Here is a 13,134-nt window from a genome sequence, read left to right as displayed (position 1 = left end):
CATTCAAATTACAAATGAAAAAATATTATATCTACACAATTATTCTGACGCTCGTTCTGTCAAGTTGCAAAAAAGAACAAGACCCATTTTTGGTGAGCAAGCAAGGCGTTGGTCTTCTAAATGATTCAACACAAGTGAAAGATTTGAAGTTGGTTTTCCCTAAAGATTCGATTGCGAATTATAAAGGTGATTCGACATTTAAAATCCCGATGAACCTCATTGAGGTTTATGAAAAAAACGGAAAGCTCCTATTATCTCTCACTCCAAAAACAATTGCTGATTCCACTTCAACCATTTCTAATGTCAGAATTGAGGATTCACGTTTTAAAACCGAAAAGAATATTTCGACCTTGAGCAGGTTTAAAGATATTCAGGCAGCGTATAAAATATCGAAGATTGACAATTTGATAAATTCTATTGTGATTTCTGTAAATGAAATCAATGCGCAATTTGCAATAGACAAAAATCAATTGCCTGCAAATCTTCGATACGATATGGGATTAAAAATTGAAGCATCGCAAATACCAGACAATGCTAAAATCAAGTATTTCTTTATTAACTGGGATTAATACACACCTGAATAACGAATGAATCCGATAATAGCGAGACTATTAGTAAAAATTGCCAAAAGGCGTGTTGAAAACAAACACCCTAAAATTCCTGCAACCAAGCGCGAGGTCGTACCTGTAGTACGAACTCTACAAGTGGAATTGCGACACAATATCAAAGAATTCTTCTTTATTGCAATTGGTGTTTTTTCAGCAGGTTTCGGTTTAAAAGGGTTTTTACTTCCAAATAAATTTATTGATGGAGGCGCCACAGGTGTTTCATTATTACTGGAAAATTTGACCCATTTCCCATTAGAATTTTTGTTGATAATTGTCAACCTTCCGTTTTTAATTTTAGGAGCAAGAACCATAAATAGAAAATTTGCCATTAAGAGTATTATTGCCATATCAATGTTAGCAGTTGTAGTGCATTTAATTGATTATCCTACAATCACTGACGACAAATTATTGATTGCAGTATTCGGTGGATTTTTTCTAGGACTGGGAATAGGGATGTCTATGAGAGGTGGTGGCGTAATTGATGGTACTGAAGTTTTGGCCATCTATTTGAGTAAAAAATTCTCGCTTACCATTGGTGATGTACTGTTATTAATAAATATTTTAATATTTTCGTTTGGAGCTTATGTACTTTCGGTTGAGACTGCTTTATATGCAATTTTAACTTATTTAGCTGCGGCAAAGACAGTTGACTTTGTAGTTGATGGTGTTGAAGAGTATGTTGGCGTTACGATTATTTCTGAAAAACACGAGGAAATAAGGGTAATGTTGATAGAAAGCTTGAGAAGAGCGTGCACAATTTATGCTGGAAAAGGCGGTTATGGTAAGCGTGGCAATAGTTATGATAAAGACATTCTATATACGGTCATTACACGTTTAGAAATGTCAAAATTGGAAACCGAGATCGATAAGATTGATAAGGATGCATTTATTGTTATGGGAACGGTTAAAGATTTGAGAGGTGGAATGATCAAAAAGAAACCTATGAAAAGCTAAATAAGAATTTGAATTAGTGGTAAATAGCAAATATAAAGTACAAGAATCCCCATTCATTGTTCCTACCGAGGACGGTAAAATCATAAAAGAACATTTTGGTTTGGCAAGTGATGGCAACTCCGATATCAGCATTGCTCATATGGTAGCACCTGCTGGATGGAGCGAACCATTTCAAACACCAGAATTTGATGAGTTTACATTTGTTATCAAGGGTAAAAAACAGTTTATCATTGATGATGAGATTATAGTTCTTCAAGCAGGCCAATCGATTAAAATCAACAAAAACACACGCGTACAATATTCTAACCCATTTACAGTAGCTTGTGAGTATCTTTCAATTTGTCTTCCTGCGTTTTCAATGGAGAGTGTCAATAGAGAGGAAGAATGAAGGAATTGATTGTCAAATTTATAGGTGGATATTATAACTGCATCAGTTACTTGTCCAAAAGCAGAGCGGCTGATAAAGCTCTTTATCTCTTTACAAAACCTCGCAATGGGCGAAAACTTACCGATGAGCAAAGAGAATTTTTAGGTACGGCTTTCCAAAAAGAATATAAATTCGGTGAATATGATATTATGACCTATCGATGGCTTGGCAGCAAACCAACCATTTTGCTGGTTCACGGCTGGGAAAGTAACTCATATCGTTGGAGAAATTTGGTTTGTGAACTCAAAAAAAGAGGACATAATGTGGTTGCCTTGGATGCCCCGGCTCACGGAAAATCAGGAAGCCAATTTTTTAATGCAATACTCTATTCGGAATTCATAAATGTAGTTGCCACTAGGTTTCAACCTGAAATTATTATAGGTCATTCTGTAGGTGGTATGTCTACTGCTTTTTTTCAAAACAAATATCAACTTGAATCTGTCAAGAAGCTTATTCTTTTGGGAGCTCCCTCTGAATTTACTGATGTTTTGAAACGTTATACAGATATGTTAGGTTACAATCAACGTATTACGAATCAATTGAATCTCACTATTGTTGAACGCTTTGGCGATAAACCTGAAAATTTTTCTACCGCCAAATATTTAGGGAACATTAATTCAAAAGGCCTAATTATTCACGATGAGCTTGACACCATCATTCCTTACAGCGATGCCTTGTTGTTAAAGAACAGTTTTAAAAACAGCACCTTAATTACTACTAAAGGCTTGGGTCATTCTCTAAATCACGAATCGGTTTCCGACCATATCTACGCTTTTATAGAAAACTGATTTCCATTTAAAAGAAGTTTCCCTCATAAAAAGTTATTGAGTAACTTTGAAGCTCAAAAATTTCATCTTTATCAGTTTTGGAAGACAATCTTAAACGCATCAACAAATATTTAAGCGAAGTTGGGTATTGCTCTCGACGTGAAGCAGATAAACTTATCGAAGCCAGACGCGTTACCATCAATGGAAAAGTGCCTGAAATGGGTACAAAAATTGCTCCTGATGATATAGTTGAAGTAGATGGAAAAACAATTTCCAATAACAAGGAACGTTTTGTGTATTTGGCTTTCAATAAACCTGTTGGCATAGTTTGCACTACTGACACACGTGTCGAAAAGGATAACATAATCGATTATATCAATTATCCGAAACGCATTTTTCCCATTGGAAGGCTTGATAAAGCGAGCGAAGGCTTGATTTTGTTGACAGATGATGGAGATATCGTCAATAAAATACTTCGTGCCAGCAACAATCACGAAAAGGAATATATCGTAACCGTTGACAAACCAATTTCTCAAACATTCATCGAACGGATGGCAAACGGCGTGCCTATTTTAGATAGAGTCACTAAAAAATGTGAAGTAAGAAAGTTGAGTTCTCACGAGTTTAAAATCATTCTGACCCAAGGCCTCAATCGACAGATACGTAGAATGTGCGAATATCTCGATTATGAAGTTATCACTCTCAAACGAGTGCGTATTATGAATATCAAGCTTGATTTGCCTATTGGAAATTATAGAGAACTAACTAAAAATGAATTTCAGGAATTGAATAAATTACTTGAACACTCTACCAAGCATTATAAATCGAACAAACACAACGGAGGTCATTAGGAGCAATACTTACTAATAATTTAATAGTTGACCACTAGATTTGGCATAAGTTTATCAGATTTAAAGACAAGCTCTAATCCATTTAAGTTAAAACTTAAGTCTATTCTTTTAACATACATTAAACTAATATTCTTATTTTAGAGTAATAAAACCATTCAATTATGATTAAGATTCTTGCATTGATATTGACTGTAGGCGGTATGATAGCCTTAATTCTTGGAGTATTAGGTATTTTTGGTAACAATATGGTTGCTTTAAGTCCGTGGGCTTTGACCATTTTAGGAGGTATTTTTTTTATTGCTGGTGTTTCAATGTTGAAATACAGAAAAGATACTCCTCCTGAACAATCTTAATGAGTAGTCCTAAAATGTATCCATTTCATATTGCAATTCCTGTGCACAATCTAGATGAATGTCGCACGTTTTATAGGGACATTTTAAATTGTGAAGAAGGAAGAAGCAGTGACTATTGGGTTGATTTCAGTTTATTTGGACATCAACTGGTTATTCACTTCAAACCAAAATCTGACGAAGAACTTCACTCGAATAGTGTGGATGGAAAAGATGTACCTGTGCCACATTATGGTGTTGTACTTCCGTGGAATATTTTTCAGGATTTCTCAAAAGATTTGAAGGCAAAAGGAATTCAATTTATCATAGAACCTTACATTCGTTTTGAAGGTGAAGTTGGAGAACAGGCCACTATGTTTTTTAAAGATCCTGCTGGAAACGCTTTGGAATTTAAAGCGTTTAAAGATATAAGCCAGTTATTTGCGAAATAGTTTCATCCTTTTTTCCGATAGATAAAACGGAACATATATCACCAAAAAATAAGGCAAAAGCAACAGTTGAACAATTAGGATATAAATGGGCCACTCGCCAAAATAATCGAGTAGCGAGGCAGATTTAGGCTTTTCATTCAGATAAAAATAATTGGAATCTAACAACCAATTGATACATATCATTAATATCAAGTAAACTTGAAGCGCCAAAAATGATTTGAAAACACTCTTGAGCTTTGGTGTCATTCCAAAAACAAAAGTTGCATAAAATATGATGATTAGAAGTCCAAGATGCACAATCCAATATCTGAAGTAATCAAATGTTGGAAACCCTTCTTCAATATCTGGAGTGATTACGCCTTGAAGCGTCCCTGCAATTATCCAAAACACTAAAATTTCATAGATCAAATAATTCCTATAGTTTGTAAAAATTGGAATTAAAACAGCAATAAAGCTACATAAATATAAAGGCAAATCTTTCTGTATATCATAGCTATCGAAAAAGATAAAATAGAGATGAAATGCAATCACAAATAATGAGACGAACCATCCAAAAATCTTAAAAAAGTTTTGCTGTTGTTCTAAAGAAAGCTTTCGTTTTGAAAAGGAAATTGAAAAAACACTTATAACAATTCCTATCAGAATAGGTATAAGATGCTCCCAACTTCCAATTGAGACTCTTTCTAAAAGTAAGTAGTGAATCACCTAACTACAATTGACGTTCTCGCGCCAACAAGGTATTTTTCAACAACATTGCAATGGTCATTGGGCCAACACCTCCTGGTACAGGCGTTATATAACTTGCTTTTTTGCTGACATTTTCAAAATCCACGTCACCCGTAATATAATACCCTTTTTCCGTTGAATCGTCGGCAACTCTAGTAATTCCAACATCAATAATGACAGCATCGTCTTTGACCATTTCTGCTTTTAAGAATTTTGGAACACCCAATGCCGAAATGATAATATCAGCCTGCGATGTAATTTGAGTAATATTTTTTGTGTGGCTATGTGTCAAAGTCACAGTTGAATTTCCTGGGAATCCCTTTCTTCCCATCAATATACTCATTGGTCTTCCAACGATATGGCTTCTTCCAATTACAACGGTATGTTTTCCTTGAGTCTCCACACCATATCTATCCAACAACTCAAGAATACCAAACGGCGTCGCAGGAATAAATGTACTCATATCCAAGGCCATTTTACCGAAATTTGTGGGATGGAAACCATCTACATCCTTATCAGGATTGACAGCTAACAATACTTTTTGAGTATTGATTTGTTTTGGAAGAGGCAGCTGAATGATAAATCCGTCGATATCCGGATTTTCATTTAATTCTTGAATTTTATCCAACAATTCGATTTCACTCGTAGTGTTAGGCAATCTAATCATCGTGGAATCAAAGCCAACACGTTCGCAAGCTTTAACTTTACTGGCAACATAAGTCAAACTGGCACCATCATTCCCCACAATCACTGCAGCCAAATGAGGAACTTTTTCTCCTTTAGCTTTCATTTTTTTGACGTGTTCAGCAATTTCATTTTTGATGTCGTTGCTTACTTTTTTTCCATCGAGTAAAGTCATTTTCTTTTTAGTTTTTCTAAATTGGTTATTTTAAAAACAAAAAAATATGAGTTACCTCATATTTTTCATAGCTTGCATCATCGCTTTGCCTTTTCCTCCTTGCATCATCTTCATCATCTTGCTCATTTGGTCAAACTGCTTTAGAAGTTGATTGACTTGCTGAACAGATGTACCCGAACCTTTACCTATTCGCTGCTTTCTACTAGCATTTATAATTGAAGGATTTGAGCGTTCACTTGGAGTCATAGAATGGATAATAGCTTCAATGCCTTTGAACGCATCATCATCTATATCAACATTTTTCATCATTTTGCCAGCACCGGGAATCATCCCGATAAGGTCTTTCATATTACCCATTTTCTTGATTTGTTGAATTTGGGCAAGGAAATCATCAAAACCAAACTGATTTTTAGCGATTTTCTTCTGAAGCTTTCGTGCTTCCTCTTCATCATATTGTTCTTGGGCACGCTCAACAAGAGAGATGACGTCACCCATTCCCAAAATACGATCAGCCATACGTGAAGGATAGAACACATCTATGGCTTCCATCTTTTCACCAGTACCAATAAATTTTATCGGTTTATTGACTACTGATTTAATTGAAATAGCTGCACCACCACGAGTATCACCATCTAACTTGGTTAGAATGACACCATCAAAGTTCAATACATCATTAAAGGCTTTAGCTGTATTTACAGCATCCTGACCAGTCATAGAGTCCACCACAAACAATGTTTCCTGTGGTTGAATGGCTTTATGAATGTTTGAAATTTCGGTCATCATTGCCTCATCGACCGCCAAACGTCCGGCGGTATCAATAATAACCACATTGTAACCATTGGCTTTTGCATGGGCAATTCCAGCTTGAGCTATCGCGACAGGATCTGAATTTCCTTTGTCACTGTAAACTTCGACACCTATTTGATCACCAACCACATGCAATTGGTCAATAGCAGCAGGACGATATACATCACAAGCCACTAGCAAGGGTTTTTTGGATTTTTTTGTTTTAAGATAATTGGCAAGTTTTCCAGAAAAAGTTGTTTTACCAGAACCCTGTAAACCAGACATTAAGATGACACTAGGATTTCCAGACAAGTTTATTCCTTCGGCATCACCACCCATCAATTCAGTCAACTCGTCCTTAACAATCTTAACCATCAATTGGCCAGGCTGCAAAGTAGTCAATACATTTTGACCTAATGCTTTTTCCTTAACTGTTGTTGTAAATTCCTTCGCAATCTTAAAGTTGACATCGGCATCCAGCAACGCTCTTCTCACCTCTTTTAAGGTTTCAGCAACGTTTACTTCTGTAATACTGCCATGTCCTTTGAGAACATGTAAGGCCTTATCTAACTTTTCACTTAAATTATTGAACATAATTTTTCTTCATTTTTTGAGAAGGCAAATTTAATGATTTGAAGTCTATTAATAAAGCTTCTGTAAAATTATCCCACAAAAAAAGAGCCGTCAACAACAACAGCTCTTTCTCAACAAACTAAAAACTAATTTAACTAATTAACTATTTTTTCTAAAGACATTGATAACATTCACCGTCTAGATTATAAAGCTCATGCACGTCATTTGGAGTCAATGCTCTTTTATAAACTCTTAAATCGTCTAAATGGCCGACAAAACTTTCACCAATTAGATATTCAGAACCACCCTGATTACCTATTGTTAGATTAGAGTTTTCTTCAGTATTTCTCAAAACGCCATCTCTGTAAAGCCTTATCGTATTACTCGAATCTACCGTGACCACTAGATGATGCCAATCAGTATTTTCCCATTGTACATCCACTTGCTGGTTCCAATCATTATCCCACAATGAAACACCTAAATTGTCAAAAAACAAAGGCGAATTCAAATCATAAACTCCCAAATTAAAGCCTACAGTGGCATTACCTGGTTTTCTGAAAAATATTTCCAAATCACCTGCACTATCATTTTGCATTTTGAACCAAAGGCTTATGGAAAAACTGTCTCCTTGAACCAATTGGTTTTGAGTTGTGACTGGAATGGAAAAAGATTGATTTCCATCAAAGCCAATAGCACAAGATGAATTTCCACTTCTATCTGTCACATAATTATTCGAAACATTGGCAACTTCATTACCACTGATTAGATCTTTCACTTCATTACCAAAAGGCATATAAATTACCAAATCATTCGTGGACACTCCAGGATTGCTACACTCACAATCTTCTACCAACAATTCAATTTCAAAAACTTCCTGAACAGAAGTACCTTCAATCTCCAATCTTACATAGATAGTTTGAGGATTAGATATATTGGTAAAACTGGAGGGCATTGAAATTTGATTTGAATTGGTTTCTGCATCTGCGAGTGACATAAAGTAGGAAAGCGAATGAACTTGAGGGTCAATACAATTTGCAAAGACAGATGTTAAGTCAAAAGTTGCAAATCCTGGCGCGCCATTATCACAAGCTGTGAGTTGAGCGTCTGTTGATGTCATACAATCTATGACACTTCCTCCATTACTGCATTGTTTTGTAAGGATCAATGTGTCATCACCTTGCTGAAGAACCAAGTTGTTTTCTGAACAATCAACAATACTGTATTCACCATTAAAATTTTCAAGACCATTAAAATTGATAAATATTTTAATCTCACCATCAATCATAGCGATATCCCAAGTTCCACTATGAGGTAAATCCAATTCGTACATTGTGAAAAGTTCATTACTATCGTAAAACTCAAATGTTGTGAATGAAGGTGTAAAACCGTTTAAAGTTGGCACTTGCGAACAACTCACCAAATAATCCCTGACTGATTCCATATCACAAGCTGATATCTCACCACAATTTTCAGAGGCAGCTTGTATGGCAGCTTCCAACTCTTGGTTGTTATTCACCTCAACGGTATTTCCGTTATCATAAACCAATGAAACGGGAAAATCAAGGCTTGCAAGTACCACACCATTTTCGGAATTTACTAAACCACTTAAAAATTCAAATAGAGCTGTATCACTTTGTATGGTTACTGTATCTACAACTTGAAAATTGGTATTGTAAAGCGTGAATGAGATTGGGTAGACAAAATCAACACATTCCAAATTATCAGCAACTGACACATCTTCCATCAATCCTACCAAAGTAGAATTTGGAGCAAGAGTTTCTACGACATTCTGGGCAGCAGGATCAATAGCTTCATCGTCACAAGAATTCAATAAAAAAAGAGCAAAAAAGGTAAAAATTAGAAGTGGTTTGATTTTAAAAGTCATTATTAAAGTTTTTCGAAGTATTTGTTAATGGAACAGATTCATTCGAAAAATACCTACCCTATTTTTTATTTTTATAAATTCACAGCGAAGAAATTTTTATGAACAAACCATTACAAGACCATATCTGTGAGGAGCGCCTTTTTAGCACTTTGTTTGAAAAGTACGCCAAAGATTTGCACGATTTTTTGTTCTATAAATTTGGCAGCCATCTTAACCCGAAGGACAAAGTACAGGAAGCATTTGTGAAACTTTGGGAAAATTGCGCCACTATTCCACCAGACAAAGCCAAAAGTTTTTTGTTTACAACCGCAAATAATTTGATGTTGAATGAATTTGCACATCAAAAAGTGGTGCTTCGGCATCAAAAATCACAGCCAAAATCATATACCAATGAAAGTCCAGAATTCTTGTTGCAAGAGAAGGAATATCAGCAAAAACTGGACAATGCCATTGCCAATTTAACAGAAGCACAGCGTGTTGCATTTTTGATGAATAGAGTTGAAGGCAAGCGCTTTAAAGAGATTGCAAAATTATTGGACATCTCCACAAAAGCAGTGGAAAAACGAATTTATGGCGCATTGAAACAATTGCGAAAAGACATTGAAGGTCTATAAGTATTGAATAAAAAAATTTGAGTTGGGTAGGAATTTTATTGAAACAACTGTTATAGTATTGAAACCCAGATTATGAACCGAGAGGATTTAATATACAAATGGCTTAACCACGAGCTTGATGCACAAGAACTTGAAGCTTTCAAACAGCTTGAGGATTACGATGCGTTGATGCGGTTAGACACTTGTGCCAAAGACTTAAAAGCTCCTGAATACAATACTTCGGACGAGTTAAAGTCTGTACTTCAAAAAATAAATAAAGCCAAACCGAAGAGAAGGAATTGGTTACCCGCAGCTATGAGTATTGTAGCTATTTTTGTGGTGTGTTTTGGTTTTTATTTCTACACCACTTCTTTAGATTCCACATTTAAAACACTAGTTGCCCAAAAAGAGATTGTTGAATTACCTGATGGTTCTGAAGTAAATTTGAATGCGCTTTCTGAATTATCTTTTAACAAAAATAATTGGAAGGATAACCGCAAAGTGACGCTCAATGGTGAGGCTTACTTCAAAGTCGTCAAAGGCTCAAAGTTTAAAGTCCAGACCAATAATGGCATTGTGTCTGTTCTTGGCACACAATTCAACATCAAACAACGAGCAGAATATTTTGAGGTTATTTGTTACGAAGGCTCCGTTAAGGTTTTTTTCAAACAAAAGAATGTCATATTAAAATCTGGTGATACTTTTTTAATCAGAGATGGGAAATTAATTGCTACCGAAAAAGAAATTCAACCTTATCCCTCTTGGATTGACAATTATAGTCGTTTCAAAAGTGTTCCTTTCAAGGAAGTCGTTGCGGAGTTTGAGCGTCAATTTGATGTTGATATAAATTTGAAATCCATTGATGATTCTCAACTTTTTACAGGAAGTTTCACTCACGAAAATATGGATACAGCAATAAAATCCATAACTTTACCTTTACAACTAACGTATAGCAAAACAAACCGTACGATTATTTTAAAGCGTGAGTAACTTTCGCATTACTTTATTCTTTTTTTTATCTTTTTTATGGAATGTACACTGTAGTTTTTCGCAGAGTACAGCCAAAGGTTTGCAGCCACTTTCCAATGTTTTAAAGCATTTTGAAGAACGATTTCAGGTACATTTCACTTATTTAGACAAAGCAATTGAAGGGAAAACAGCGTCATTACCAAGTGAAAATTTCAATTTGGAACAAGCGCTTGAACAACTATCTTCAGAAACCAATTTAGATTTTATTGTGGTAGATGAACATAGCGTTGTCATATCCGTCAGAACAAATCCATTCAGTGAGTTTATTGTACAAAAACTCGAAGAAGTGGTTGTTCAAAACTTCCTTACAAAAGGTATTTCCAAAAAGAGTGATGGTAAAATCACGATTGATACTGAAGATTTTGACATTTTGCCTGGTTTGACAGAACCAGATGTGTTGCAATCCATCCAAGCACTTCCAGGTATTTTGAGTGTTGACGAAACGGTCTCAAACATCAATGTACGAGGTGGAACGCACGACCAAAACCTAATCCTTTGGGATGGCATTAAAATGTATCAATCTGGTCACTTTTTTGGGTTGGTTTCGGCTTTCAATCCTTATTTGACAAAACGTGTCAATGTCTCAAAAAACGGTACCAGTGTCAAATATGGTGATGGTGTTTCGAGCGTTATCGATATGCAGCAATCCAACGCACTCAATCAAAATTTCGATGCTGGCGCTGGTTTCAATCTGTTGAGCGCAAGTGGTTTTGCAAAAATTCCTCTTTCAAAAAAAACAGAAGTACAAATTTCTGCACGTCGTTCCATCACTGATTTTATCTTTACTCCAACTTATGACCAGTATTTGAAACGTGTTTTTGAAGATTCAGACTTCACCAATTCTCAACAAAATAATGGTTCGTCTGTTTCAAGCAATGAGCATTTTTATTTCTATGATGTGTCGACCAAATTTCTGTATGATGTAACCGATTCTGACCAACTTCGTTTTAATTTCGCCTCAATAAACAATAATCTTAATTACGATGAATCTTCTACGGTAAATTCTGTCACTCGAACATCAGAAAGTAATTTGCAACAAACAAATTTAGCAACTGGCTTGGAATATCTAAAATACTGGAATGCCAACTTAACCACAACAGCTCAAATATATTTGTCTAATTATGATTTGGACGCCAACAATGCAAATTTGACCGATGACTTTAATTTGATTCAAGAAAATAAGGTGAAGGACTTGGGCTTGAAACTGAATGCAACCAATCATATTGATGAAAACTTGAAGCTGCATAGTGGTTATCAATTCAGCGAAGTAAGTGTCAGCAATACAGAAGTCATCAATAATCCAGATTTCAATAGTTTCAGTAAACGCATCAATCGGTCTCACGCTATTTATAGTGAGGCCGAATTTACATCTGGCAACAAAAATTCATATGCTCGCATTGGTCTTCGCATAAATTATGTGGATAGGTTTAGCGAATTTTATACAGAACCAAGAATAGCAGTGAGCCATAAATTCAGTAATGCGCTTCGTTTGGAATTTTTGGCTGAATTTAAAAGTCAAACCATCTCACAAATCATTGACTTACAAGATGATTTTTTAGGCATTGAAAAACGCCGATGGATTCTTTCTGACAATGAAGAAGTTCCAATGATTGAAAGCAAGCAGGCTTCTATTGGATTGCATTACAATAAAAACAAGTTATTGTTGAGTGCTGAAGCTTTTGTAAAAGATGTTTCCGGAATCACAAGCAGAAGCCAAGGATTTCAAAATCAATATCAGTTTGTAAATGAAATAGGTAGCTACCAAACTAAAGGTATCGATTTACTGGTGAATAAACAGTTTGATAGTTTCAGTGCGTGGTTGAGCTACTCCTTTAGCACTAATGACTATAAATTTGAAAATCTCAACAATGGAAATTCTTTTCCGAACAATGTAGATGTTAGGCACGCAGCAACTTTAGCTGCAACTTATAATTACAAAGCTTTCAAAATGGCACTCGGACTCAATTATCGTTCTGGAAGACCGACGACATTGCCTTTGGAAAATCAATCATCAGGTTCGTCATTTATAGAATATGACACGCCAAACGATCAACGAATTTCGGAATATATTAGAACAGATTTTTCGGCTATTTATCAATTTCAGATTGGTAAAAAGACGAAAGCTACCGTAGGCGCATCTGTTTGGAACATTCTCAATCGGAAAAACATTCTAAATAGTTATTTCATTTTGAATGATGATGACACTATTTCCAAAATTGAAAATAGGTCCTTGGGAATTACCCCAAATATCAGTTTTCGGTTGTGGTTTTAACTTTTATGAATGATTATATTTTT

General features: G+C 35.4%; 14 protein-coding genes. 10 read left to right on the top strand and 4 right to left on the bottom strand.

Annotated elements, in window-relative coordinates; all coding sequences use genetic code 11:
* Positions 1-14: 14 nt before the first annotated feature.
* The 7 genes from M0G43_RS15635 to M0G43_RS15605 all read left to right on the top strand — a co-directional run bounded on the left by M0G43_RS15635 (position 15) and on the right by M0G43_RS15605 (position 4,388).
* Positions 15-569 (top strand): hypothetical protein, encoded by a 555-nt coding sequence (locus tag M0G43_RS15635; protein WP_248028088.1) that lies wholly within the window; start codon positions 15-17, stop codon positions 567-569.
* 18 nt (positions 570-587) lie between these two features.
* Positions 588-1,562, top strand: a complete 975-nt coding sequence (locus M0G43_RS15630) for a YitT family protein (protein ID WP_248028087.1) — start codon at positions 588-590, stop codon at positions 1,560-1,562.
* 16 nt (positions 1,563-1,578) lie between these two features.
* A complete protein-coding gene (locus tag M0G43_RS15625; protein ID WP_248028085.1) occupies positions 1,579-1,950 on the top strand; it encodes a cupin domain-containing protein in 372 nt (123 codons plus the stop codon).
* Positions 1,947-2,777, top strand: a complete 831-nt coding sequence (locus M0G43_RS15620; protein WP_248028084.1) for an alpha/beta hydrolase — start codon at positions 1,947-1,949, stop codon at positions 2,775-2,777. The genes M0G43_RS15625 and M0G43_RS15620 overlap by 4 nt, the downstream gene beginning before the upstream one ends.
* Before the next feature lie 77 nt (positions 2,778-2,854).
* On the top strand, positions 2,855-3,607 hold the full coding sequence (rluF, locus tag M0G43_RS15615) for a 23S rRNA pseudouridine(2604) synthase RluF (RefSeq protein WP_248028082.1): 753 nt from the start codon (positions 2,855-2,857) through the stop codon (positions 3,605-3,607).
* A gap of 161 nt (positions 3,608-3,768) precedes the next feature.
* The gene (locus M0G43_RS15610) at positions 3,769-3,960 is read left to right on the top strand and encodes a hypothetical protein (RefSeq protein ID WP_248028080.1); all 192 of its coding nucleotides are present in this window, start codon (positions 3,769-3,771) and stop codon (positions 3,958-3,960) included.
* Positions 3,960-4,388, top strand: a complete 429-nt coding sequence (locus M0G43_RS15605; RefSeq protein WP_248028078.1) for a VOC family protein — start codon at positions 3,960-3,962, stop codon at positions 4,386-4,388. Before M0G43_RS15610 ends, M0G43_RS15605 begins: the two co-directional genes overlap by 1 nt.
* On the opposite strand, the gene M0G43_RS15600 is transcribed toward M0G43_RS15605, so the two are convergent.
* From M0G43_RS15600 to M0G43_RS15585, 4 genes are all read right to left on the bottom strand, one after another.
* Complete coding sequence (locus M0G43_RS15600; RefSeq protein WP_248028077.1) at positions 4,374-5,093, bottom strand: TIGR02206 family membrane protein; 720 nt, start codon at positions 5,091-5,093, stop codon at positions 4,374-4,376. The genes M0G43_RS15605 and M0G43_RS15600 overlap by 15 nt on opposite strands.
* Positions 5,094-5,097: 4 nt before the next feature.
* Positions 5,098-5,973 (bottom strand): bifunctional 5,10-methylenetetrahydrofolate dehydrogenase/5,10-methenyltetrahydrofolate cyclohydrolase, encoded by an 876-nt coding sequence (locus M0G43_RS15595; protein ID WP_248028075.1) that lies wholly within the window; start codon positions 5,971-5,973, stop codon positions 5,098-5,100.
* Positions 5,974-6,024: 51 nt separating this feature from the next.
* The gene (gene ffh, locus M0G43_RS15590) at positions 6,025-7,353 is read right to left on the bottom strand and encodes a signal recognition particle protein (protein ID WP_248028072.1); all 1,329 of its coding nucleotides are present in this window, start codon (positions 7,351-7,353) and stop codon (positions 6,025-6,027) included.
* 151 nt (positions 7,354-7,504) lie between these two features.
* Positions 7,505-9,217: a LamG domain-containing protein gene (locus M0G43_RS15585; RefSeq protein WP_248028070.1), complete on the bottom strand. Its 1,713-nt coding sequence runs from the start codon at positions 9,215-9,217 to the stop codon at positions 7,505-7,507.
* Between the two features lie 98 nt (positions 9,218-9,315).
* Here M0G43_RS15585 and M0G43_RS15580 point away from each other — a divergent pair, with 98 nt between their 5' ends.
* The 3 genes from M0G43_RS15580 to M0G43_RS15570 all read left to right on the top strand — a co-directional run bounded on the left by M0G43_RS15580 (position 9,316) and on the right by M0G43_RS15570 (position 13,111).
* Positions 9,316-9,831 (top strand): RNA polymerase sigma factor, encoded by a 516-nt coding sequence (locus M0G43_RS15580; RefSeq protein ID WP_248028068.1) that lies wholly within the window; start codon positions 9,316-9,318, stop codon positions 9,829-9,831.
* Positions 9,832-9,903: 72 nt separating this feature from the next.
* Positions 9,904-10,800, top strand: coding sequence for a FecR family protein (locus M0G43_RS15575; RefSeq protein WP_248028066.1), 897 nt, complete (start codon positions 9,904-9,906; stop codon positions 10,798-10,800).
* 79 nt (positions 10,801-10,879) lie between these two features.
* Positions 10,880-13,111: a TonB-dependent receptor gene (locus M0G43_RS15570; protein ID WP_248028064.1), complete on the top strand. Its 2,232-nt coding sequence runs from the start codon at positions 10,880-10,882 to the stop codon at positions 13,109-13,111.
* The last annotated feature ends 23 nt before the right edge of the window (positions 13,112-13,134 follow it).

It is taken from the genome of Subsaxibacter sp. CAU 1640, assembly GCF_023156585.1.
Classification (GTDB): domain Bacteria; phylum Bacteroidota; class Bacteroidia; order Flavobacteriales; family Flavobacteriaceae; genus JBPOFM01.
This window is presented reverse-complemented; position numbering and strand designations above follow the sequence as displayed.

What these genes read in the sequence shown, in the direction of transcription:
- M0G43_RS15635 (WP_248028088.1), top strand. Translation starts at nt 15, where the DNA reads ATGAAAAAATATTATATCTACACAATTATTCTGACGCTCGTTCTGTCA.
- M0G43_RS15630 (WP_248028087.1), top strand. Translation starts at nt 588, where the DNA reads ATGAATCCGATAATAGCGAGACTATTAGTAAAAATTGCCAAAAGGCGT.
- M0G43_RS15620 (WP_248028084.1), top strand. Translation starts at nt 1,947, where the DNA reads ATGAAGGAATTGATTGTCAAATTTATAGGTGGATATTATAACTGCATC.
- M0G43_RS15610 (WP_248028080.1), top strand. Translation starts at nt 3,769, where the DNA reads ATGATTAAGATTCTTGCATTGATATTGACTGTAGGCGGTATGATAGCC.
- M0G43_RS15605 (WP_248028078.1), top strand. Translation starts at nt 3,960, where the DNA reads ATGAGTAGTCCTAAAATGTATCCATTTCATATTGCAATTCCTGTGCAC.
- M0G43_RS15595 (WP_248028075.1), bottom strand. Translation starts at nt 5,973, where the DNA reads ATGACTTTACTCGATGGAAAAAAAGTAAGCAACGACATCAAAAATGAA.
- ffh (WP_248028072.1), bottom strand. Translation starts at nt 7,353, where the DNA reads ATGTTCAATAATTTAAGTGAAAAGTTAGATAAGGCCTTACATGTTCTC.
- M0G43_RS15585 (WP_248028070.1), bottom strand. Translation starts at nt 9,217, where the DNA reads ATGACTTTTAAAATCAAACCACTTCTAATTTTTACCTTTTTTGCTCTT.
- M0G43_RS15580 (WP_248028068.1), top strand. Translation starts at nt 9,316, where the DNA reads ATGAACAAACCATTACAAGACCATATCTGTGAGGAGCGCCTTTTTAGC.
- M0G43_RS15575 (WP_248028066.1), top strand. Translation starts at nt 9,904, where the DNA reads ATGAACCGAGAGGATTTAATATACAAATGGCTTAACCACGAGCTTGAT.